This is a genomic window from Microbispora sp. H10885 (genome assembly GCF_014161415.1).
Lineage (GTDB): Bacteria > Actinomycetota > Actinomycetes > Streptosporangiales > Streptosporangiaceae > Microbispora > Microbispora triticiradicis.
This window is the reverse complement of sequence record NZ_JABBWY010000006.1, coordinates 392,428-413,340: the sequence shown is the minus strand read 5'-3', so window position 1 is coordinate 413,340 and position 20,913 is coordinate 392,428. Positions and strand designations below refer to the sequence as shown.

22 protein-coding genes and 1 pseudogene are annotated in these 20,913 nt (G+C 74.1%); 10 read left to right on the top strand and 13 right to left on the bottom strand.

Going from position 1 to position 20,913, the window contains the following annotated elements:
• Positions 1 to 193 precede the first annotated feature (193 nt).
• From HHX37_RS18520 to HHX37_RS18505, 4 genes are all read right to left on the bottom strand, one after another.
• Positions 194 to 907, bottom strand: coding sequence for a sensor histidine kinase (locus tag HHX37_RS18520; RefSeq protein ID WP_182886201.1), 714 nt, complete (start codon positions 905 to 907; stop codon positions 194 to 196).
• Between the two features lie 241 nt (positions 908 to 1,148).
• Positions 1,149 to 2,210, bottom strand: coding sequence for an NAD(P)/FAD-dependent oxidoreductase (locus tag HHX37_RS18515; RefSeq protein ID WP_182886200.1), 1,062 nt, complete (start codon positions 2,208 to 2,210; stop codon positions 1,149 to 1,151).
• Positions 2,207 to 2,758: an isoprenylcysteine carboxyl methyltransferase family protein gene (locus HHX37_RS18510; protein WP_138461170.1), complete on the bottom strand. Its 552-nt coding sequence runs from the start codon at positions 2,756 to 2,758 to the stop codon at positions 2,207 to 2,209. Before HHX37_RS18510 ends, HHX37_RS18515 begins: the two co-directional genes overlap by 4 nt.
• Before the next feature lie 43 nt (positions 2,759 to 2,801).
• Positions 2,802 to 3,881: a type III polyketide synthase gene (locus tag HHX37_RS18505; RefSeq protein WP_182886199.1), complete on the bottom strand. Its 1,080-nt coding sequence runs from the start codon at positions 3,879 to 3,881 to the stop codon at positions 2,802 to 2,804.
• A 100-nt stretch (positions 3,882 to 3,981) separates the two neighbouring features.
• Here HHX37_RS18505 and HHX37_RS18500 point away from each other — a divergent pair, with 100 nt between their 5' ends.
• Positions 3,982 to 4,860 carry a UbiA family prenyltransferase gene (locus HHX37_RS18500; protein WP_182886198.1) on the top strand — a complete coding sequence of 293 codons (879 nt, stop codon included), beginning with the start codon at positions 3,982 to 3,984 and terminating at the stop codon, positions 4,858 to 4,860.
• A 113-nt stretch (positions 4,861 to 4,973) separates the two neighbouring features.
• Here the strand turns inward: HHX37_RS18500 and HHX37_RS36835 are convergent.
• The 4 genes and pseudogenes from HHX37_RS36835 to HHX37_RS18485 all read right to left on the bottom strand — a co-directional run.
• Positions 4,974 to 6,311, bottom strand: a pseudogene (locus HHX37_RS36835) (DUF2079 domain-containing protein); the annotation flags it as partial.
• Between the two features lie 131 nt (positions 6,312 to 6,442).
• Positions 6,443 to 7,054, bottom strand: a complete 612-nt coding sequence (locus HHX37_RS18495; protein ID WP_310740432.1) for a methyltransferase domain-containing protein — start codon at positions 7,052 to 7,054, stop codon at positions 6,443 to 6,445.
• Positions 7,051 to 7,725, bottom strand: a complete 675-nt coding sequence (locus tag HHX37_RS18490) for a TIGR04282 family arsenosugar biosynthesis glycosyltransferase (protein ID WP_310740431.1) — start codon at positions 7,723 to 7,725, stop codon at positions 7,051 to 7,053. Before HHX37_RS18490 ends, HHX37_RS18495 begins: the two co-directional genes overlap by 4 nt.
• Positions 7,722 to 8,369 carry a glycosyltransferase family 2 protein gene (locus HHX37_RS18485; RefSeq protein WP_182874523.1) on the bottom strand — a complete coding sequence of 216 codons (648 nt, stop codon included), beginning with the start codon at positions 8,367 to 8,369 and terminating at the stop codon, positions 7,722 to 7,724. Before HHX37_RS18485 ends, HHX37_RS18490 begins: the two co-directional genes overlap by 4 nt.
• 93 nt (positions 8,370 to 8,462) lie before the next feature.
• Between HHX37_RS18485 and HHX37_RS18480 the strand changes: the two genes are divergently transcribed.
• Positions 8,463 to 9,800 carry a hypothetical protein gene (locus HHX37_RS18480; RefSeq protein WP_182886197.1) on the top strand — a complete coding sequence of 446 codons (1,338 nt, stop codon included), beginning with the start codon at positions 8,463 to 8,465 and terminating at the stop codon, positions 9,798 to 9,800.
• Positions 9,801 to 10,075: 275 nt separating this feature from the next.
• The gene (locus HHX37_RS18475) at positions 10,076 to 11,356 is read left to right on the top strand and encodes a cytochrome P450 (RefSeq protein WP_182886196.1); all 1,281 of its coding nucleotides are present in this window, start codon (positions 10,076 to 10,078) and stop codon (positions 11,354 to 11,356) included.
• Here HHX37_RS18475 and HHX37_RS18470 read toward each other — a convergent pair.
• The gene (locus tag HHX37_RS18470) at positions 11,344 to 12,498 is read right to left on the bottom strand and encodes an RtcB family protein (RefSeq protein ID WP_117409417.1); all 1,155 of its coding nucleotides are present in this window, start codon (positions 12,496 to 12,498) and stop codon (positions 11,344 to 11,346) included. The genes HHX37_RS18475 and HHX37_RS18470 overlap by 13 nt on opposite strands.
• A 189-nt stretch (positions 12,499 to 12,687) precedes the next feature.
• On the opposite strand from HHX37_RS18470, the gene HHX37_RS18465 reads away from it, so the two are divergent.
• Positions 12,688 to 13,122, top strand: a complete 435-nt coding sequence (locus HHX37_RS18465; RefSeq protein WP_182880748.1) for a hypothetical protein — start codon at positions 12,688 to 12,690, stop codon at positions 13,120 to 13,122.
• A 22-nt stretch (positions 13,123 to 13,144) separates the two neighbouring features.
• Here the strand turns inward: HHX37_RS18465 and HHX37_RS18460 are convergent, their stop codons facing one another.
• Positions 13,145 to 13,492, bottom strand: a complete 348-nt coding sequence (locus HHX37_RS18460) for a cupin domain-containing protein (RefSeq protein ID WP_182886195.1) — start codon at positions 13,490 to 13,492, stop codon at positions 13,145 to 13,147.
• Positions 13,493 to 13,761: 269 nt separating this feature from the next.
• On the opposite strand from HHX37_RS18460, the gene HHX37_RS18455 reads away from it, so the two are divergent.
• The 4 genes from HHX37_RS18455 to HHX37_RS18440 all read left to right on the top strand — a co-directional run bounded on the left by HHX37_RS18455 (position 13,762) and on the right by HHX37_RS18440 (position 16,268).
• Positions 13,762 to 14,193: a YjdF family protein gene (locus HHX37_RS18455; protein WP_182886194.1), complete on the top strand. Its 432-nt coding sequence runs from the start codon at positions 13,762 to 13,764 to the stop codon at positions 14,191 to 14,193.
• 135 nt (positions 14,194 to 14,328) lie between these two features.
• Positions 14,329 to 15,318 (top strand): GTP 3',8-cyclase MoaA, encoded by a 990-nt coding sequence (gene moaA, locus HHX37_RS18450; RefSeq protein WP_182886193.1) that lies wholly within the window; start codon positions 14,329 to 14,331, stop codon positions 15,316 to 15,318.
• A gap of 21 nt (positions 15,319 to 15,339) precedes the next feature.
• Positions 15,340 to 15,984: a molybdenum cofactor guanylyltransferase gene (locus tag HHX37_RS18445; protein WP_182886192.1), complete on the top strand. Its 645-nt coding sequence runs from the start codon at positions 15,340 to 15,342 to the stop codon at positions 15,982 to 15,984.
• Positions 15,981 to 16,268 (top strand): DUF6457 domain-containing protein, encoded by a 288-nt coding sequence (locus HHX37_RS18440; protein WP_182886191.1) that lies wholly within the window; start codon positions 15,981 to 15,983, stop codon positions 16,266 to 16,268. The genes HHX37_RS18445 and HHX37_RS18440 overlap by 4 nt, the downstream gene beginning before the upstream one ends.
• 261 nt (positions 16,269 to 16,529) lie before the next feature.
• Here the strand turns inward: HHX37_RS18440 and HHX37_RS18435 are convergent, their stop codons facing one another.
• Positions 16,530 to 16,853 carry a DUF3099 domain-containing protein gene (locus HHX37_RS18435; RefSeq protein WP_244301982.1) on the bottom strand — a complete coding sequence of 108 codons (324 nt, stop codon included), beginning with the start codon at positions 16,851 to 16,853 and terminating at the stop codon, positions 16,530 to 16,532.
• An 86-nt stretch (positions 16,854 to 16,939) separates the two neighbouring features.
• Here HHX37_RS18435 and HHX37_RS18430 point away from each other — a divergent pair, with 86 nt between their 5' ends.
• Positions 16,940 to 17,155, top strand: coding sequence for a dodecin (locus tag HHX37_RS18430; protein WP_117409424.1), 216 nt, complete (start codon positions 16,940 to 16,942; stop codon positions 17,153 to 17,155).
• Between the two features lie 28 nt (positions 17,156 to 17,183).
• Here HHX37_RS18430 and HHX37_RS18425 read toward each other — a convergent pair whose 3' ends face one another.
• Both HHX37_RS18425 and HHX37_RS18420 read right to left on the bottom strand, forming a co-directional pair.
• The gene (locus HHX37_RS18425) at positions 17,184 to 18,626 is read right to left on the bottom strand and encodes a metallopeptidase TldD-related protein (protein WP_310740430.1); all 1,443 of its coding nucleotides are present in this window, start codon (positions 18,624 to 18,626) and stop codon (positions 17,184 to 17,186) included.
• Positions 18,623 to 20,116 carry a TldD/PmbA family protein gene (locus HHX37_RS18420; RefSeq protein ID WP_182886190.1) on the bottom strand — a complete coding sequence of 498 codons (1,494 nt, stop codon included), beginning with the start codon at positions 20,114 to 20,116 and terminating at the stop codon, positions 18,623 to 18,625. Before HHX37_RS18420 ends, HHX37_RS18425 begins: the two co-directional genes overlap by 4 nt.
• 76 nt (positions 20,117 to 20,192) lie before the next feature.
• Here HHX37_RS18420 and HHX37_RS18415 point away from each other — a divergent pair, with 76 nt between their 5' ends.
• Positions 20,193 to 20,897 carry a beta-ketoacyl-ACP reductase gene (locus tag HHX37_RS18415; protein ID WP_117409425.1) on the top strand — a complete coding sequence of 235 codons (705 nt, stop codon included), beginning with the start codon at positions 20,193 to 20,195 and terminating at the stop codon, positions 20,895 to 20,897.
• Positions 20,898 to 20,913: the final 16 nt, after the last annotated feature.

Sequence of the window (20,913 nt, the reverse complement as noted above, 5' to 3'; positions counted from 1 at the left end):
AACTGCGTCATGTGAAATCTGCACATAACAAACCATGACGCGGTCACGGGCATAGGGTGACGCTCTTCACGGTCGCCCGGAGGCCTTGGTGAGGCCGGCGGTGAGGTTCTCTGTCAACCGGCAGGTCAAGTGCGCGGACGTGATGTCGGACGCGCGTGGAGTCCTTGGAGCGGTCCGTCCGGCCGGCGACCGGTCAGCGGCGGTCTTTGCCCCTGCTGGGGATCTCGGCGACCAGGCGGAACCAGCCGTCCGGGTCGAGGACCGTTCCCACGACGCCGTCGAGCGCGGCCGCGCGGGTGCGGAGGTTGTCCAGGCCGCTGCCGGTGCCGGACGGAGCGGAGGGGTCGACGCCGTCGTTGGTCACGGTCAGCGTCACAGTGCCGGCGCGCAGGGCGATCTCGATGACGCACAGGGTCGCCCTGCTGTGCCGCACGACGTTGGTCACGGCCTCCCGCACCATGATGGCGAGGGTGGCGCTGATCTGGTCCGAGAGCTCCGCGTCGGTGGTCTCGATCTTGCAGTCGGTCCCGTACGCGCGGAGCACGGCACGCGCGTTGGCCAGCTCCGAGGGCAGTGAGACGTCCTGGAACGAGCGGGTCACGTTGCGGATGTCCGCGGCGGCGTGGCGGATCGCCTGCACCACGTCGGCGAGGGCCGGGCGCAGCGGGTTGTCGTCCTCGGCGAGGCGGTAGGCGAGTTCGCTGCGCAGGGTGGCCAGCCACAGCCGGCTGCTCACGAGGTCGTGCACGTCCCGGCCGAACTGCTCCCGGGCCTCGGCCGCGGCCTGGCGGACGGCCTCGGCCTGCATGGTGCGCAGCCGGCGCAGCCGGAGGGCCAGGACCGCCAGCGCGGTGAGGGGGAGCGCGCCGAGCAGCGTGAGCAGGGCGAGTATCGCGAAGTCAGGCAAGTGACGACCCTCCAGTCATCCTCGCCGTAACATCGGCCTCGCCTTTCGGTACATGCGCTGTATCCTTGCATACCTGTCACAAAAGATGGCCACTTCGTTCATCTCGAAGTAAGTTCTAACGTCGGGGGATATAACGCTGTGCGGCGGCTCCTAAAAACGGGCGTTCGCGAACTGTGAATTCCGGTCATGGATAAATTAGACCATGTCCGGATTCAGCCCCTGGGCCGCTTTCACGGGCCGCTCAGGCGAGCGATCGGACCGCCGCGCGGAACAGCACGGGCAGCCGCCGGGCGGCCGGCACGATCATCCGCGCCGCCGGGGGGTGCCGCCGGGCCTCCAGCAGCGTGGCGGTGAGCAGCCGCGACCGCCGTGACAGGCGCCGCCAGGCGGCCTCGTACTCCTCGGGGCGGCCCGCGCGCAAGCAGCCGACCAGCGCGCGGGCCGACAGCAGCGCGAGCGAGAGGCCCTCGCCGGTGAGCGCGTCCACGTAGCCCGCCGCGTCGCCCACGAGCAGGACCCGCCCGGCCACGCGCCGGCGGACCCGCTGGCGCAGCGGCCCGGCTCCGCGCACCGGGGTGGCGGGCGGCCCGTCCAGCCGGGCGAGCAGGTCCGGGAACGCCGCCAGGTGCTCGTGGTATCCCCGCCGCTCGCCGCTCAGCACGGCCACGCCGACGAGGTCGTCGCCCACCGGCGTGACGTACGCCTCGCCGCCCGGCGCCCAGTGCACCTCCACGAAGTCGGTCCACGGCGCCACCCGGTAGTGGCGGCGCAGGCCGTACCGGCGGGGGCCGCCCGCGGGCAGGTCCAGCCCGAGGGACGCCCTGATCGGCGAGTGCAGGCCGTCCGCCGCGACCAGCCAGCGCGCCCGCAGACCGGACCCGTCCGGGACCCCGCCGGAGGGCAGCACCCGCGCGTGCACGTCGGCGTCGCCGGCGCGCACGCCGGCGACCCGCCCGGAGACCGTCCGGACTCCGGCCTCCCGCGCGCGCCGGGCCAGGGCCGCGTGCAGCGCGGTGCGCCGCACGCCGAGCCCGGCGCCGTCCCGGAACTCCGCCTGCACCCGGTGCCGTCCGTCGACGTAGCGGATGCCCAGGAACGGCCTGCTCTCCGGCAGCGCGATCCCCAGGTCGATGCCCAGGCCGGCGAGGGCGGCGACGCCGGTGGGCATCAGGCCCTCCCCGCACGCCTTGTCGACCGGGACGGCCCTCGGCTCGACCACGACCGTCTCCAGGCCGGCCAGCGCCGCGTGGATGGCCGTGGCCAGCCCCGCGGGCCCGCCCCCGGCCACCAGCACGTCGATCACCGGGCGGGCCGCAGGGAACCGGGCGCGGCGGGGGCGGCGGTCGCGAGGGCGGCGTTCTCGCACCGCAGGCGGACGACCATGAGCGGCACGTTGAGCAGGGTGAAGGCCAGTGCGGTCAGCCACGCGGAGTGCACGAGCGGCAGGGCCGCGCCCTCCACCGCCACGGCGACGTAGTTGGGGTGACGCAGCCACCCGAACCGGTACGGCCCCCGCGTCACGAGCGGCAGGCCCGGCACGACGATGACCTGGGTGTTCCACTGGGGGCCGAGGCTCGTGACACACCACCAGCGCAGCGCCTGCGCGGCCACGACGAGCGCCAGCATCGGCCAGCCCAGGGCCGGGACGAACGGCCGGTCCGCCAGCGCCGCCTCCAGCAGGCACCCGGCGAGCAGGCCGGTGTGCAGGGCTACCATCCAGGGGTAGTGCCCGGCGCCGTACAGCACCCCGCCGCGGCCCATGCTCCAGCGGGCGTTGCGGCGCGCGACGAACAGCTCCGCGAGGCGTTCCACGCCGACGAGCGCGACGAGCACCGCGTACCAGGGCGACATCGGTCCCCTCCATCCCTCCCGGCCGGCTCCCGCCGGCTCCCCTTCACCAGCGCAGCAGGACGAGCTCGGAGCAGAATCCCGGGCCCATCGCGAGGAGCACCCCCGGGGTGCCCGGCGGCGGTGGCCGCAGGGCCAGGGTGTCCCGCAGCACGTGCAGCACGGACGCGGACGACAGGTTGCCGATGGCGGCCAGCGAGCGCCAGGTGAGGTCGAGCGCGCCCTCCGGCAGCGCGAGCGTCTCCGCGACCGCCTCCAGCACCTTCGGGCCGCCGGGATGACAGACCCACGCGGTGATGTCGCCGATGTCCAGGCCGTGGTCGCCGAGGAACCCGCCCACGTCCCCGGCGAGGTGGGTGCGCACCACGTCGGGCACCCCGGCGTCCAGGACGACCCGGAACCCGCTGTCGCGCACGTCCCACCCCATCACCCGTTCCGAGCCGGGGTAGAGGCGGCTGCGGGTCGCGACGACGGCCGGGCCCGGCCGCCCCCCGGGGATCTCACGGCCGGGGATCTCACGGTCGTCGCCGTACGCGACCACGGCGGCGGCGCCGTCCCCGAACAGCGCGCCCGCCACGAGGTTGGCCGTGGAGGAGTCGTCGCGCTGCAGGGTGAGGGAGCACAGCTCGACCGAGAGCAGCACCGCGACATGGCCCGGCCACCCGCGCAGGTAGTCGTGCAGCCGGGCGATGCCCGCCGCCCCCGCCACGCAGCCGAGTCCGAACACCGGCACCCGCTTCACGTCGGGACGCAGCCCGATCCGGTTGGCCAGCCGGGCGTCCAGGGACGGCGCGGCGACGCCGGTGACCGACGTACACATGATCATGTCCACGTCCGCCGGAGTGAGGCCGGCGGCGTCGAGCGCGCCGGTCACGGCCTCCGCGCCCAGGTCGAGGGCGGCCTCGATGAACAGGTCGTTGGCCATGCCGAAGCCGTCGAGCTTGCCGTACCGGTCGAGCGGCTGCACGAGGTTGCGGTGCTCCACCCGCGCGCTCGTGTGCAGCCTGTCGAGGAGCCGGCGGTCGGCGCCCGGGGGGAGGCAGACCCTCGCCAGCGTGTCCGTGATCTCCTTCTGCGAGTGGCGATGGGGAGGAAGGACACCATGGACGGCCGCGATCCGGGTCATCTCACATCCCACTGGCTGGCGGAGGAAGCTACCTGCACTCTTGCCCGTCCAGGCGGCTCACATACCTACCAACCCGGATCATCCGGTTACGCTCGTGACGATGACCTGCTCCAGAGCACTCCCCGGCGACATGCCGCGGCAGCTGGCCGGGCTGGCCCGCGCGTGCCATCCGGGCCCGGCCGTCGCGGTGACGGTCCTGGTCACGGCGCTCGTGGTGCTCGCCGGGCGCGGCCTCCCCGGGGCGGTGCCGGTGGCGCTCGCCGTGCTGACCGGCCAGCTCTCGGTGGGCTGGTGCAACGACGCCGTGGACGCCGCCAGGGACGCCGCGGCCGGGCGGATCGGCAAGCCCGTCGTCGCGGGCCTGGTGACCGCGGGCACGGTGCGCGCCGCGGCCTTCACGGCGCTGGCGGCGTGCGTGCCGCTCTCGCTGGCCTGCGGGCCGCTGCCGGCCGCGGCGCACCTGCTCGCCGTCGCCGCGGCCTGGGCCTACAACCTGTGGCTGAAGGGCACTGCCGCGTCGTGGGCGCCGTACGCGGTCGGTTTCGGCGCCGTGCCGGTGTTCGTCGCGGCGGGCATACCGGCCCAGCATGAGGGCCCGCCGCTGCCCGCGTGGTGGGCCGTGGCGGCGGCGGCGCTGCTCGGCTGCGGCGCGCACCTCGGCAACGTGCTGCCCGACATCGAGACGGACCTGGCGACCGGCGTGCGGGGCTGGCCCCAGCGGCTCGGCACCGCCCGGGTCAGGGCCCTGATGCCGGTGCCGCCGCTGGCGGCGTCCCTGCTGCTCGCCGTGGCGCCGCCGGGCCCGCCCGGCCCGGCGGAGTGGCTCGCCCTCGCGGGAGTGGCCTTGTGCGCGGTGGCCGGTCTGTCGCTCGGCCGCCGCCTGCCCAAGGCGCCCTTCGCCGCCGCGGTCGCCGCCGCCGGGATCGACATCCTGCTCCTCGCGGCCACGGGCGCCGGCGTCGTGGTGAGCACCACGTAGCCGGCCTGCTCGAACACCACGCGGTAGCCGTGCCCGCGCAGCCGCGCCACGCGTTCGACCTGCTGCCGGAGGCCGGCGAAGGGGAACGTCCGGACGCCCACGTCGGCGACGACCCACGGCGCCCATCGGGGCGTCCTGTCCCACAGCAGCGTGCGCGTACGCGGGGACAGCGCGGGGGCCAGGGAGTCGGCCGCCTCGACCAGCGCGCCGTCGGGGACGGCGGCGACGGCGCGCTGCGCCGCGCGGGTCCGCGCGGTCTCCGCGTAGAAGGCGGGCGTGAGCGACGCGCCGAACGAGAAGAAGGGCACGAGGGCGACCGCGGTCGCGAGCACCAGCACCGCCCACCCGCGGACGAGCCGTGCCGCCCGCCGGGGACAGGCTTTCCCGGTCATGAGGGCGGCGGCGCGCAGCGCGCCGTCGACCCCGGCGGCGAAGACCGGCGCGACGACGAATGCGGTGTAGTGGTACCTCGGCGTCCACCAGTTCGGGTAGGTGCTGGCGAGCAGGCGTTCCAGCAGCGGCGGGACCAGGGCGAGCGCCGCCGGGGAGAGCAGCGCGGTGAACAGCACGGGCGCCAGCGTCAGCGTCGCCGTACGCAGCTTCAGCGGCGGGTCGGCGAGCAGCGCGAGGACGTCGCCGGGCCGGGTGACGGCGTGGAGCGCGGCCCGCGGGAGGTCGGGGCCCAGCGTCCAGTAGGCCCAGTAGTAGCCGGTCCTGCCGCCGAAGCGGGGGACGAGGACCGACGTCGCCACCAGGGTCGCCGCGACGCCGCCGGCGACGAGCAGCGCGCCGGGCCACCGGTCACGCCGCCGGGTGAGCAGGAACAGCCCGAATCCGGCCAGCAGCAGGCCCATGTCCTCCTTGACCAGGAGCAGAGCGAGCGCGGTGAGGAGCGCGGCCCGGCCGCGCCCGGCCTGGTACCGCTCCAGCGCCACCGCCGTGAGCAGCGGCGCGAACGCCGCCTCGTGGAAGTCGAAGGCGACGGTCTCGGCGATCGGCCACGACAGCGCGTAGGCGGCCGCGACGGGATGGGCGACGCGGCCGCCTCCGGCCCCGGACCGGGAGGCGGCACGGAAGGCGTACGCCCACACGAACGGAATGGACAGGGCGAGCAGGACGGCCTGCGCGACGAGCAGCGTCGCGGGCCCGTCGTGGATCCAGTAGAGCGGCGCCAGCAGCGCCAGCGCCGGAGACCAGTGGTCGCCGAGCACGCAGAACCCCGGCCCGAACCCGTTGTGGACGCCCTTCACCATCGAGACGGGCGCCTCGAAGCGGGAGTACGCGCGGACCGCCTGGTCGAATATCACCAGGTCGTACGCGCCCGCCCGGAAACGCGTCAGCCGTACGCAGGAGTGGATCGCGTAGGCGACCGCCGCCGCGGCGGTGAGGGCCGCGACGGCGGCGAGGTCCCGGCGCCGCGCCGCGGGCGACGGCCATGCGCTCCCCGACATTCCTCCGGGAGGCTATCGAGGCGCGCCCCAGGGGCGGGCGGAGCCGGTTCGCGTTTCCCGCAACGCGTGGCCAAAGCTGTGGTCAACGCTGTGGCCAAAGCTGTGGTCAACGGTCCGGCCTGCCGCCGGACTCAGCCGAGCACGCCGAACCAGCGTCCCGCCTCGGTCCACACCTCCGCGCGGCGGAATCCCGTACGCCGGGCGAGCGGGCCGATGCCGTCCGCCCCGACGCGGGCCCACGCGAACCAGCCGGTGACCGTGTCGTCCCGGCGCAGCCTGACCCGCTCCGACCGGGTGGCGGTGCCGGGAGGGCCGAGTTCGGCGACCACCTCGCCACCGGGCCGCAGCAGTTCGCGGGCCCGCCGCAGCAGGGCCTCGGGGTCCCCGCCGATGCCGATGTTGCCGTCGGCCAGCAGCACGGTCGCCCAGCGGCCGTCGCCCGGCACGTGGCCGAACACGTCCCGGCACAGGGCCCGGCCCCCGGCCAGGCGGGTGAGGCGGACGGCCCGCGGCGTGACGTCGATGCCGAGGGCCCGCACCCCGCGCCTGGTCAGCGCCACCGTGAGTCGCCCGGGTCCGGAGCCGACGTCGAGCGTGGGGTCGCCGCAGCGGGCCAGCATCGCCTCGTCCCCTTCGGCGCCGTCGAGCCAGCGCCACGACTCCAGCGGCCACGTCCTGCCGTCGGCCGCCTCGACGTCGACCCGCGCGCCGTCCAGCGACTCGGCGTAGAGGGGGCCGATCACGCCGGGACGTCCGCGCCGAGGGCCGCCAGTGCCGCCGCGAACCGCGAGGAGGGGGCCCGCGCGGCCACCGCGCGGGCGTCGGCGGCGGTGTCCACGTCGGTCAGTTCGGGCAGCAGGGCGGCCCGCAGGCCCGCCTCACGGATCCGGCGCAGCAGCAGCGCCCCGGTGTCGGAGCGCGACATCGGCACCCCGGCGAGCAGCCCGGAGAGCGGGGCGGGATCGGGCCCGCGGTGCCCGAGCAGCCAGAACCCGCCGTCGGCGGCCGGGCCGACCACGACGTCGTGCTCGCCCAGCAGCCATCCCGCCTCGGCCAGCAGGCCCGGGGTGACCTGCGGTGTGTCCATGCCGATCAGCACCGCCGGCGCCGGGCAGGCCGCCAGGGCGTCGTCGAACGCGTGTGCCAGCCGCTCCGCGAGGCCGTTCCCCCGCTGCGGGACCACGTCGTAACCGGCGGGCAGCCAGGGGCCGGGCTCGCCGAGCAGGGCCAGCACCCGGCGCGCGGCCGGGGCGGCGGCGACGGCCGCCAGCGTGTCGCGCAGCGCCGCCTCCGCGAGCGCGGCGGCCTGGCAGGGCGTGTACGGCGGGGTGAGCCGCGTCTTGACCCTCCCCGGCCTGGGCTCCTTGGCGATGACGATGAACTGCGGTGGGCTCTGCGGGAGGACGGGCGTCACGCCGCCGCCCGCCACATGTCGCGGACCGTCCGCACGGTGCCGAGAACGGTGCCGGTGACCTTGGACCGGCCCACACGCGGCAGGTAGTCGACCTCGACCTCCCCGATGCGCCAGCCCGCCTCGCTCGCCCGGAGCACCATCTCCAGCGGGTAGCCGAACCGGCGGTCCCGCAGGCCCAGGCCGAGCAGCGCCGTACGGCGGGCCGCGCGCATCGGGCCGAGGTCGTGCAGCGCGGCGCCGGTGCGGTGGCGCAGCCGCCAGGCCAGCAGCCGGTTGCCCAGCCGGGCGTGCGCGGGCCAGGCCCCCCGGGCGGCGGGCCGGCGGCGGCCCAGCACCAGGTCGGCGGTGCCGTCCAGCACGCCCTCCGCGACGTGCGGCAACTGGCGCGGGTCGAGCGAGGCGTCCGCGTCCATGAAGCAGACGACGGGCGCGGTCGCGGCCGTGAGACCCGCGTGGCAGGCGGCGCCGAACCCCGGAACGGACTCGGTCACGACGAGCGCGCCGTGCCGGGCGGCGACCTCGGCCGACCCGTCGGTGGACCCGTTGTCGACCACGATGGCCCGGCAGCCGTCCGGCATCCGGCCGAGCACCCAGGGCAGGGCCTCCGCCTCGTCGAGGCAGGGAAGCACCACATCGATCTTCATGCCGCCGACGGTAGGGCCGCCCGGGCCGCTCAGTTCTTACGAAGTGACTACGTGACAAGGGCCGACGGCTCCGGTGTGCCTAGCCTGTGCGTCGTGATCACACGACGAGGCCTGCCGGCGGCGTGGGCCGGCCTGGTGGCGGGAGCGTTCGCGGTGGGCGGGGTGCTGCACGCGCGGGGGGCGCTGCCCATCGACCATCTGCCGCCGCTGCACGCGCTCGCCCGGCTGCCCACGGTGGCGGGCACGGCCGCGCTCGTGCCCGCGGCCGTGCTCGCCGCCGCCGCGGTGCCCGTGCTGCCCCGGCTGACCGCGAACCTGCCCCTGCGGGCGGCGCTCGCGGCGGCCTTCGGCGTGTCGCTCGCGTGGACCGTCCTGCTGGCGGTGTCGGGGGAGGGGCTGGCGTGGCCGTTCACCCATCCCCAGGAGTACCTGGCCGTGCTGGGGGCGGTGGGCGACGACCCGCTCGGCTGGCTGGCCGGGTTCACCCGCGATCTGCCCGCCTACCCCACGCACGTGCGGGGACACCCGCCGCTGCCGGTGCTGGTGCTGTGGGCACTGGCCGCCGCCGGGCTGCCGGGACCGTTCTGGGCCGCCGTCCTCGCCGTCGTCGTCGGATGCTCGGCCACGGTCGCGATCGGACTGGCGGTGCGGCGCGTCTCGGGTGAGGAGGCGGCCCGGCGCGCGCTGCCGTACCTCGCCCTGTCGCCCGCGGCGGTGTGGATCGCGACGACGATGGACGCGTTCTTCGCGGGAGTGGGGGCGTGGGGGACGGCCCTGCTGCTGCTCGCGCTGCCGGGCGGCGACGGACCCGGGGCACGCGGGCGGGCGGGCCGGGTCGCGGCCGGCCTGTGGCGCGGAGGTGCCGCGGGGGTGGCGCTGGGCGCGTTGCCGTACCTGAGCTACGGCCTGGTGCCGTACCTGCTCATCCCTCTCGTCGGTGCGGTCGTCGCGCTGCGGGACGCGGGGGCCGGTGCGGCGAGGGCGGCGAGGGCGGCCGTGCTCGCCTGCCTGGCCGGGATGGCGGCGGTGAGCGCGCTGTTCGCCGCCGGAGGCTTCTGGTGGCCCGACGGGGTCGCCGCCACGCACGCCGAGTGGGCGGCCGATCCCGGCGCGGCCCGGCCGTACCTGTACTTCCTGTTCGCCAACCTGGCCGTGCTCGCCCTGGTCACGGGACCCGCCGCCACCGCCGGGCTCGCCGCACCCCGGCTGCCGGCGGGGCCGGCGGCGGGGCGGATCCTGCCCGTGGCCGCGCTCGTCGCGGTGCTGGCCCTCGACCTCAGCGGCGTCACCCGGGGCGAGGTGGAGCGCATCTGGCTGCCGTACGCCCTGTGGATCATCGCTGCGGCCGGGCGCGCGCCGGACCGCCGCCTGCTCGCCGCGCAGGTGCTGACGGGCCTGCTGCTGCAGGGGCTCGTCCGGTCGCCATGGTGAGGTACGACCCGTGCCGGCGGCCACCGTCGCCGTGCCGGCGGGGAACGCGGCTCCGCAGCAGGGCCGCCACCTGGTCGCAGTCGGGTAAGGACGTCACCGCTGTGAACCTGCCCTGGAACCGGAAGCAGACGGGGGCCAACCCCGATCCGGCCGCGTTCACGCTGAACCACGGCACCTGCGTGAAGAGCTGACCGTCACCTGCCCGCCGTACGGCCCTGCCGCAGGGTCGTACGGTGGGACCGTTTCTCCGGGACGGGTGCGGGCAGTCAGGACATATGCCGCTGTTTGACACCACGCTTCTTCTGCTGCTAGAGGGCTATGCCTGGCTGCCGTCCCGATGGCGGGAGGCCCAGGGGGAGATGATCCGCACGCGGCTGCTCGGCCAGCGCGCGGTCGTGCTGCGCGGGCCCGACGCCGCCCGCTTCTTCTACGACGACAACCACGTCCAGCGCGCCCCAGCGCTGCCCGAGCCGATCAAGAGCACGCTGTTCGGCCATGGGGCCGTGCACGGTCTCGACCAGGGCGCGCACCGGGCGCGCAAGGCCATGTTCATGGGGCTCATGACCCCCGAGAGCGTCGCCTCCCTCGTACGGGAGACCACCGCGGCCTGGGACGAGACGGTGGCGACCTGGCCCGGCAGGGGAGAGGTCGTGCTCTTCGACGAGGCCGCCCGCGTCCTGACCACAGGGGTGTGCCGCTGGGCAGGCATCCCCCTCGACGAGGAGGAGGCCGGCCCGCTCGCCGCGGACCTGGTCGCGATGGTCGACGGCTTCGGCTCGCCCGGTGCCCGGCACTGGCGGGCCCGCGGCGCCCGGGTCCGGCGGGAGGCGTGGCTCGCGGAGATGGTCGAGGACGTGCGGCGCGGCGGTTCGCGGGTGCCGCCCACGTCGGCGCTGGGCGTGGTCGCCGCGCACCGGGAGCCCGACGGGCAGCCGCTCGCGGCCCGGCTCGCGGCGGTCGAACTGCTCAACCTGGTGCGTCCCACCGTCGCCGTGGCCTGGTTCCTCACGTTCGCCGCGCACGCCATGCACAACTGGCCGGTCACCCGGGTCCGCCTGAACGACGACGTGGACGGCGCCTATGCCGAGGCGTTCGCGCACGAGGTGCGGCGCTTCTATCCCTTCGCCCCGTTCGTCGCGGGCAAGGCGGCCAAGGACCTCACCTGGAAGGGCGAGCCGATCCTGGCCGACTGGCTCGTGCTGCTCGACGTCTGGGGGCAGAACCACGACCCCGCCCTCTGGCCGAACCCGTGCTCGTTCGACCCCCAGCGGTTCATCGGGCGGGAGATCGGGCCGTACGACCTGATCCCGCAGGGCGGGGGCGATCCGGCGACCGGGCACCGATGCCCGGGGGAGCCGGTCGCCGTGGGCCTGCTGGGGGCGCTCGCGCCCCGGCTGGCCCGGCTGGACTACACCCTGCCTCCGCAGGACCTCACCGTCTCGCCGTACCGGATTCCGGCCAGGGTGGCAGACGGCTTCGTGCTGCGGCCCGTGGGCGCGGCCGTCCACCACGAGCCGGTGGTGTCACGGCCACGCCCACAGGTTCACCCCTTGTAGTTGAACACCTGGCGCAGCGTGTGCCGGACCTCCACGAGGTCCTTCTGGTCCGCCATGACCTGGTCGATGGGCTTGTACGCCTCGGGGTGCTCGTCGACCAGGGCGGCGGCCCGGTCGGCGTTCCAGGTCCGGCCGCGCATCGCCTCCCGCAGCGACGCCGCCGACAGTTCGCGCTTGGCCCGGGACCGCGACATCCGGCGCCCCGCGCCGTGGGAGCAGGAGTTGTACGACAGCGGGTTGCCGCGCCCGCGGACGATGTACGAGCGGGTGCCCATCGAGCCCGGGATCACGCCCTCGTCCCCGGTGTCGGCCTTGATCGCCCCCTTGCGGGTGATCCACAGGTCCTTGCCGTCGTGGGTCTCCATCTGGGTGAAGTTGTGGTGGCAGTTGATGGTCCGGACCCGGGAGCCCGAGCCGACGACGCGGAACAGCGCCTCGCCCAGCACCCGGTCCATCCGCGCCCGCGACGCCATCGCGTACCGCTGCGCCCACAGCATGTCCTCGACGTACGCCGTGAACTCCGGGGTGCCCTGCGTGAAGTAGGCGAGGTCGGGGTCCTCCAGGCCGATCGCCATGCTCCGCATGAGCTGCTTCGCGCCCTTGATGTGCGCGGTCGCGAGCTGGTTCCCGATGCCGCGCGAGCCCGAGTGGAGCACCGTCCACACCCGGTCGCGCTCGTCGAGGCAGACCTCCACGAAGTGGTTGCCCGATCCGAGGGTCCCGAACTGGCAGGCCACGGTGGTCTCCTGCTTGGGCGTGAGACCGGTGTGCGGCCGGCCGAGCTCGCCGAGCGCGCGGTCCACCGCGCGGTCGGCGTGCCCCTTGCCCACTCCGGCCGGGATGCGCCGCTCCACCAGCCGCATCAGCGCGTCGAGCGAGTCGGGCAGGTCGGCGGCGGTCAGCGTGGTCTCGGTCGCGACCATGCCGCAGCCGATGTCCACCCCGACGGCGGAAGGGATGATCGCGCCCTCGGTGGGGATGACGGAGCCGACCGTCGCGCCGATGCCCACGTGCGCGTCCGGCATGAGCGCGACGTGCCCGGGCACGAACGGCAGGCGCGCCGCGCGGGCGGCCTGCACGGCCGTCCCGTCGTCGATCTCGCTCGCCCAGGACAGCACCTTGGGGGCGATGTGCTTCGGCATCGTGGTTCCCCTTCTTGATCGAGATCCCCTGTCGAGATCCCCGTCGAGATCAACTGTGCCGGGCGTCACGCGGGTATCCCAACCGATTTATCGGCGCCGAAAGTCGCTTGCCGCCCTACCCCTCCGGGCCGGATCATGCAGCGGGGGGACGACTTCCGGCCCCGCGGCCGGGCGAGGGGAAGGCGCACGATGAACCACACGTCGGCGGCCGTGGCGGCGGCCGCGGCCTTCGTCTGGCTGGGGATGGTGCTGGCGATCTCGTTCCTGGAGGCGCCGCTGAAGTTCCGCGCGCCGGGCGTGACAGTCCCGATCGGCCTCGGCATCGGCCGCCTCGTCTTCCGCGCGCTCAACGCCGCCGAGGCGGTGCTGGCGGTCGTCGTGATCGCGGCGGTCGCGACCGGATCACCCGCCGTCGCCGTGGTGGTGCTCACCGCCGTCGCGGCGGCCGTCCTGGTGGTGCAGCTCGTGCTCGTACGCCCCCCGTTGAACCGCAGGTCCGACCGGGTCCTCGCGGGCGAGGACCCCGCGCGGACGCGGTCGAGGGCCCACCTCTACTACGTGGCGCTGGAGGCCGTGAAGGTCCTGGCGCTGCTCGCCCTGGGCTGCGTCCTCCAGGCCGTTTGACGCCCGATCGCGTGGGGTGCGGTCAGGGGCGTCTGACGACGGTGAGGAGGACCGCGCTGTCCTCGACGGCGTCGAGCGCGTGCCGTGTGCCGGGGATGGCCAGCAGATCACCGGCCCGCCCTTCCCAGGAGGCGTCGCCGCTGCTCAGCCGTACATGACCGCGCAGCACCAGCAGGGTCGCCTCACCCGGGCTCTCGTGCTCGGCGAGGCCGGTCCCGGCGGTGAGGGCAAGCAGCGTCTGGCGCAGCGCCTGCTCGTGGCCGCCGTGCCCGTGGCCGCCGTGCACGGTGTCGGCCGCGCGCCCGCTGGACGTGGCGGCGGCGCGGTCGAGCAGTTCCCTGGCCCGCACGTCGAGAGAGATCGGCTCCATGCCCGCCAGTCTGCCTCGTGCGGTGCCCCGGAAAGGTGATCGCCGCGAGGGGGGACGGCCGTTAAACTGGCCGCGCACACGAAAACGCGGTCCCGGTCGGTAGCCCGGGCACCCGTCGGCCCCAGTGTTGAACCAGTGTCGAACCAGTGTCGAACCGGTGCCGGCGGTCTCGTATCCGCCTCTCGTGTCCCCTCGGGGAACCTCGGAGGATGTCCGGTGTGCCGGAAAGCGGCTTCGCCAAGCCGCCTGTCGGCATACCTGGAGGCATCGTGGTTTCCCTGTCCGTCTACTTCGAGAGCCCGTTCTGGGTGGGCGTCCTGGAGATCGTCGAGGGCGGCGAGCTCCGCGCGACCCGGTTCGTCCTCGGCGCGGAGCCCACTGACCCCGAGTTGTACGAGTTCCTCATGCGGCACGGGGTCGCCCTGCTCGAACGCGCGGAGGCGGCCCCCTCCGTACCCGTGGAGGAGCGCGGGGAGCGCGGGGAGCGGCCGGTCAACCCCAAGCGCGCGGCCAAGCTGGCCGCCCGCGCGGCGGCCCGGGTCACGCGGCGCGGCACGGCCGCTCAGGAGGCGCTGCGGCTCGAACTGGAGAGCACCAAGAGCCAGGCGCGCGTGGACCGGCGCGAGCGCGAGCGCGCGCTGGCGGAGCGGCGCCGCGAGGTCGCCCACCGCAAGCGGATCGAGCGCCGCCGCGACCGGTGACCGCGCAGGCGGACGCGTCACCCACGCGGAGCGGCCGACGGACGCGTACCTGCGGGAATCCCGGCGGCGGGACGGAGGTTGTGGTCGTCTTGACGGCAGGGCTTAGGCTGGTGGCTCTGATGATGGAGGTCCTTTGTGCTGGTTGACTCCTTCGGCCGGGTCGCGACCGACCTGCGCGTGTCGCTGACCGACCGGTGCAACCTGCGGTGCGCGTACTGCATGCCGCCCGAGGGCCTCGACTGGCTGCCCAAGCCCGATCTGCTCACCGGCGAGGAGGTCGTCCGCCTGGTGCGGATCGGGGTGGAGCGGCTGGGCATCCGGGAGGTCCGCTTCACCGGCGGCGAACCGCTGCTCAGACGCGAACTCGTGGAGATCGTCTCCGCCGCCGCCGCGCTGCGCCCGCGTCCGCAACTGTCGCTGACCTCGAACGGCATCGGCCTGGCCCGGCTCGCCGAGCCGCTCGCGAAGGCGGGACTCGACCGCGTCAACATCTCCCTCGACACGCTCGACCGGGAGGTGTTCGTCCGGCTCGCCCACCGCGACCGTCTGCACGACGTGCTGGACGGTCTCGCGGCGGCGGCCGCCGCCGGGCTCACGCCGGTCAAGGTCAACGCGGTGCTGATGCGGGGGATCAACGAGCACGACGCCGTGCCGCTGCTGCGCCACTGCCTCGACCAGGGATACGAACTGCGCTTCATCGAGCAGATGCCGCTCGACGCCCAGCACGGCTGGCGCCGCGACGACATGGTGACGGCCGACGAGATCCTCGGGCTGCTCAAGGGCTCCTTCGACCTCACCGAGGACGACCCCCGCGAGCGCGGCAGCGCCCCCGCCGAGCTGTTCCTGGTGGACGGAGGGCCCGGGAGGGTCGGCGTGATCGGCTCGGTCACCCGCCCGTTCTGCGGCGCCTGCGACCGCGTGCGGATCACCGCGGACGGCCAGGTGCGCAACTGCCTGTTCGCCACCGAGGAGTCCGACCTGCGTACGGCGCTGCGCTCGGGCGCCTCGGACGACGACCTGGCGGCGCGCTGGGTGGCGGCGGTGCGGGGCAAGAAGGCCGGGCACGGCATCGACGACTCCGCCTTCCTCCAGCCGGCCCGGCCGATGTCCGCCATCGGCGGCTGACCGGGGTTGACCGGGGCTTCCATGTGCGCTCTTCACGGCACCGGCGAGGCGGGCGGCGACCCGCCGTACGACGCGGTGATCCTGGCGGGCGGCCGGGCCGAGCGGCTCGGCGGCGCGGACAAACCGGGCGCGCTGGTCGGCGGGGTGCCGCTCGTCGAGCTGGTGGCGGCGGCGGTCCGCGCGGCCCGTGCCGTGATCGTGGTGGGCCCGCCCAGGGACCTGCCCGGGGTGGTCTTCACCAGGGAGGACCCGCCGGGCGGCGGCCCGGTCCCCGCGCTGCGCGCCGGGCTCGCCCAGGTGACGTCTCCGTCGGTCGTCCTGCTCGCCGCCGACCTGCCCTTCCTCCGGGCCGCCCACGTCGCCGCGCTGCTGGCCGCGCTGCCCGAGAACGACACTGAAGGCGGCACGGCGGGCGGCGCTGCGGGGGCGGTGCTCGTCGACGACACGGGCCGGGAGCAGTGGCTCGCCGGGGTGTGGCGCACGGCCGCGTTGCGGGCCGCGCTCGGCGCGTACGAGGGCCGGTCGCTGCGGGGACTGCTCGGCCCGCTCGCGCCGGTGCCGGTGCGTCTGGCGGCGGGGGCGACGCCGCCGTGGTTCGACTGCGACAGCATCGAGGATCTCCACGCGGCCCGCGCCCGGGCCGGTGAACGAAGGGAGCGCGCGTGAACGTGCTGGAGGAGTGGACGGCGCGGGTCTGCCGCGAACTCGGCATCGACCCCGCCCAGGTGGACCGGACCCTGGTGCTCGACCTGACCAGGGATGTCGCGCACGGCGTGGCGCGGCCGGCCGCGCCGCTGACCGCCTACCTGCTCGGGCTCGCGCAGGGAGCCGGTACCGCCGGGCCGGACGCCGCCGGTCGGCTCTCACGCATGGCGAAGGACTGGGCGGCGGAGACCGCCGAGACCGTGAGCACCGAGACCCCGAGCACCGAGACCCCGGGCGACACCTGATCCCCCGGATCATCAGGAAACGGGCGTTTTCCGGCGAGCGGCGGAAATGATGCACATACCAAACGTTTGGCCGCGCAAAGTTCGAAGGCGAAAGATCCCGTAAAAAGGGCGACGCCGGGTGGTTACGGGGGCAAACCACCCGGCGTCGCTTCATCGGCGTTCCGACGGGGGCCCGGAACGCCGGCACTAGCGCTCCGACGGGGGACCAGAGCGCTTGGCTAAACTGTACACCTCCAACCCATGGGTTGCGTCAAGACTTTGTCACGACCCGATCTCGCGTCGATGCCGTGGTATCTCGGTTTGGTTAGGCGAGGTCAAGTCCATGCGCGGAGGAGGCGTGTGACCTCTCTGATTGGCCCCGAGAACGGCAACGTACGGCAAAAGAACCGCCCCGGCGACGAAGAGGGCCTTGACAGGCCAGGGGGAGGGCACCGCGACGGCCAGGATGAGGCAGACGATCCGGATGCCCATCTTGATGAGATAACTGATCTCACGCTTGCGGATGTCGTTGGACAGCGACGGCTGGGCGTCTGTCACCTGGTGAACGACCGGGCGGTCTTTTCTGAACCTGCGCCATGGATTCACGTTTTCCACGGTAGACCCCGGAGGGAGCGGGGGGACGTCCGCGGGGGGGTTACGATCACGCGGACAGGCACAGGCAGGAGGACGTGATGTCGGATCGCACCTATCGGGTGACCGAGATAGTGGGCACCTCGGAGGAGAGCGTCGACCAGGCCATCCGCAACGGCGTCCGGCGGGCCGCCCGGACCCTGCGGCACCTGGACTGGTTCGAGGTGACCGAGGTGCGCGGCCACATCGTGGACGGCGAGGTGGCCCACTTCCAGGTCGGCATGAAAGTGGGCTTCCGCCTCGAGGACGCCGAATAGGACGGCCGCACAGGACGGCCGGGCGGGCTCAGCTCGCCTGGCTGACCGTCGACATGTTGAAGTCGGGCACGCGGACCGGCGGCATGACGGCGCGGTTGAACCAGTCGCCCCACTCGCGGGGCAGGGTGGGCACGCTCGCGCCGACCTCGGTCAGGCGGCCCAGCAGGTCCACCGGCGACTCGTTGAACCGGAAGTTGTTGACCTCGCCGACGACCTCGCCGTTCTCGACCAGGTACACCCCGTCTCTGGTGAGCCCGGTCAGCAGCAGTGACTGCGGGTCGACCTCCCGGATGTACCACAGGCAGGTCAGCAGCAGTCCCCGCTCGGTCGAGGCGACCATCTCCTCCAGCGAGCGCCCGCCCGCCGGGCCCTCCATCACCAGGTTGTCGATCTGCGGGGTCGCGGCCAGGCCGGTCAGCTCCGCCGAGTGCCGGGTCTGCACCAGGTTGGCCAGAGTGCCGTCGCTGATCCACTCGGTGCGGCCGAGGGGCAGGCCGTTGTCGAAGACCGACTGCTCGCGGCCGGAGGCGTGCGCGACGACGAAAGGCGCGCACGCGATCCCGGGGTGGGCGGGGTCGCTGTACAGCGAGATCGGATGCGGCGAGAGCCGCTCGCCGACCCGCGTGCCGCCGCCCGGCCGGGAGAACACCGTGCGCCCGTCGGCGGCGTCGCGCGCGCCGGACGACCAGTACAGGTAGATCATCAGGTCGGAGACCGCCGTCGGCGGAAGGATCGTCTCGTAACGACCCGGCTCCAGGTCGATCCGCCGCTTGGCCCAGTCGAGCCGCCGGCTGAGCGTGGCGTCGAGCGCGGCCACGTCCACGTCGGCGAAGTCGCGGGTGGCGACGCCCGTCCAGGCCGAACGCGACAGGTCGGCCGACTTGGCGTTCAGCTCCAGCCGGCCGGTCGGCTGGTCGTGGCGCAGCCGCAGGCCGGTGGACGAGCCGACGAAGGTGGAGGTCACGATGTGCTCGGCGAAGCCGTACAGCCTGCGTCCCGAGGCGTCGGCGGCGGCGAACGCCTCGCCGAGCGCGGGGGCGAACCCGCCGAAGACGTCGATGGACGTCGGCTCCACCGGCCGGTCCCAGCCCGCCGCCGTGTTCGCCGCTTCCGTGTCCACCCCGTCCATGCCCACCAGAGGCCGCGCGTCCTCCGACGGGCGGGCCGCGCGGGCGGCGCGGTCGGCCGCGGCCACCACGTCGGCGAGCTGCCCGTCCCGTACGGCGGAGCGCGACACGACCCCGACCCCCGCGCCCACCACGGAGATCACGGTGAGCCGCGAGGAGCGGGCGACGCCGTTGGTCGTCAGCGTGTTGCCGGCGAAGCGCAGGTTGGCGGTCGAGCCCTCGTCCACGATGACGACACAGCCGTCGGCCTCGCTCAGCGCGAGCGCCCGCTCCACCGTCTCCTGCGGTGTGACCAGCCCGCCGCTCACCCCACTGCTCACCCCGCCGCTCAAATGGTCGCTCACTTGCCACCCTCCTGGACGGTGTTGAGGATCCGTACGCCGCGGAACAGCGCCGCCGGGGCGCCGTGGCTGACCGGCGCGACCTGGCCCGGCTGGCCCTTGCCGCAGTTGAACGCCCCGCCGAGCACGTACGTCCCGGGGCCGCCGACGGCCTCCATGGAACGCCAGAAGTCCGTGGTGGTCGCCTGGTAGGCCACGTCGCGGAGCTGCCCGGCAAGCCGGCCGTTCTCGATGCGGTAGAACCGCTGCCCGGTGAACTGGAAGTTGTATCTCTGCATGTCGATCGACCAGCTCTTGTCGCCCAGGATGTAGACGCCGCGCTCCACCCGGGAGATCAGCTCCTCGCTGGACGGGCCGTCCGGCGCCGGCTGGAGCGAGACGTTCGCCATCCGCTGGATCGGCACGTGCCCGGGGGAGTCGGCGAAGGCGCAGCCGTTCGACCTGCCGAGGCCCTTCAGCAGCGTCATCCGGCGGTCGAGCTGGTAGCCCACCAGCGTGCCCTCCCGGACGATGTCGAACGACTGGCCCGCGACGCCCTCGTCGTCCCAGCCGACGGTGGCGAGGCCGTGCTCGACCGTGCGGTCGCCCGTCACGTTCATCACGGGCGAGCCGTAGTGCAGGCTGCCGAGCTGGTCGAACGTGGCGAACGAGGTGCCGGCGTAGGCCGCCTCGTATCCGAGCGCCCGGTCGAGCTCGGTCGCGTGCCCGATCGACTCGTGGATGGTCAGCCACAGGTTGGACGGGTCGACGACCAGGTCGTACCGCCCGGCCTCCACCGAGGGCGCCTTCAGCTTCTCGTCCAGCAGGTCGGGCAGCTCGGCCAGCTCGGCGGGGAAGTCCCAGCCGGCGCCGGTGAGGTACTCGTACCCCCGGCCGACCGGCGGCGCGAGCGTGCGCATGTCGTCGAACCGGTCGCCGTCGGTCCTCATCGCCGTCACCACGGGATGCAGCCGGACCCGCTGCTGGGTGGTCACCGTGCCCGCCGAGTCGGCGTAGAACTTCTGCTCCTTGACCTGCATGAGCGAGGCGGAGACGTGGTCGGTCCGGCCGAGCAGGCCGGACGACCACTCCGCAAGCAGTGCCGTCTTGTCCGCCAGCGGCACGTCGAACGGGTCGACGTCGTAGGCCGACACCCAGGTCACGTCGTCGTACACCGGCTCGGGGGCGAGCCCGACCGGCTCGCGGTTGATCGGCGCGCTGACGGCCGCCACCCGCACGGCCTCCTCGGCGGCGCGCGCCGCCGCCTCCGCGGTCAGCTCGATGCCGGACGCGAACCCCCAGGTGCCGTCCTTGATCACCCGTACGGCGAACCCGAGGTCGTCGGCGTCGGATGACCCTTCCAGGCGGGCGTCGAACAGGCGCAGGGTCTCGGCGCGCACCCGCTCGAGGCGGAAGGAGGCGTGCTCGGCGCCCAGGTCACGGGCGCGCTGCAGGGCCGCGTCCGCCAGCCGCCGCAGTGGCAGGGCGAGGAAGTCCGGGTCGATCTGGCGCATGTCCACGATCCTAGCCCTGTGATCTTGTGTCCTGCGGACAAGCGGTTACCGTCGGGTAGCCGATACGGTCGGTTGCATGGTTCGCTCTGTTCTCGTCACCGGTGGAAACCGCGGTATCGGCCTCGCGATCGCCCGTGAGCTCGCCGCCGCGGGAGACGCCGTCGCCGTCACCTACCGTTCCGGAGAGCCCCCGGAGGGCCTGTTCGGGGTCCGCTGCGACGTGACGAGAGCCGCCGACGTCGACGCCGCCTTCGAGAAGGCCGAGGCCGAGCACGGCCCGGTCGAGGTGGTCGTCGCCAACGCCGGGATCACCAAGGACACCCTGCTGCCGATGATGAAGGAAGAGACCTTCACCGACGTCATCGACACGAACCTGACCGGCGCCTACCGCGTCGCCAAACGGGCCGTGCGGCCCATGCTGCGGATGCGGCGCGGGCGCGTCATCCTGATCTCCTCCGTCGTCGGCCTGTCCGGCTCGGCCGGCCAGACGAACTACGCCGCCTCCAAGGCCGGGCTGGTCGGCTTCGGCCGCTCGCTCGCCCGCGAGCTCGGCTCGCGCGGCATCACGGTCAACGTCGTCGCGCCCGGGTTCGTGGAGACCGACATGACCGCGGTGCTCGACGAGGCGACGCAGGAGCAGATCCGCAAGAGCATCCCGCTCGGACGGCAGGCGCACGCGGAGGAGATCGCGCGGGTCGTCAGGTTCCTGGCGAGCGACGACGCCTCCTACATCACCGGGGCGGTCATCCCCGTCGACGGCGGCCTCGGCATGGGCCACTGAGCCACTGAATCACCGG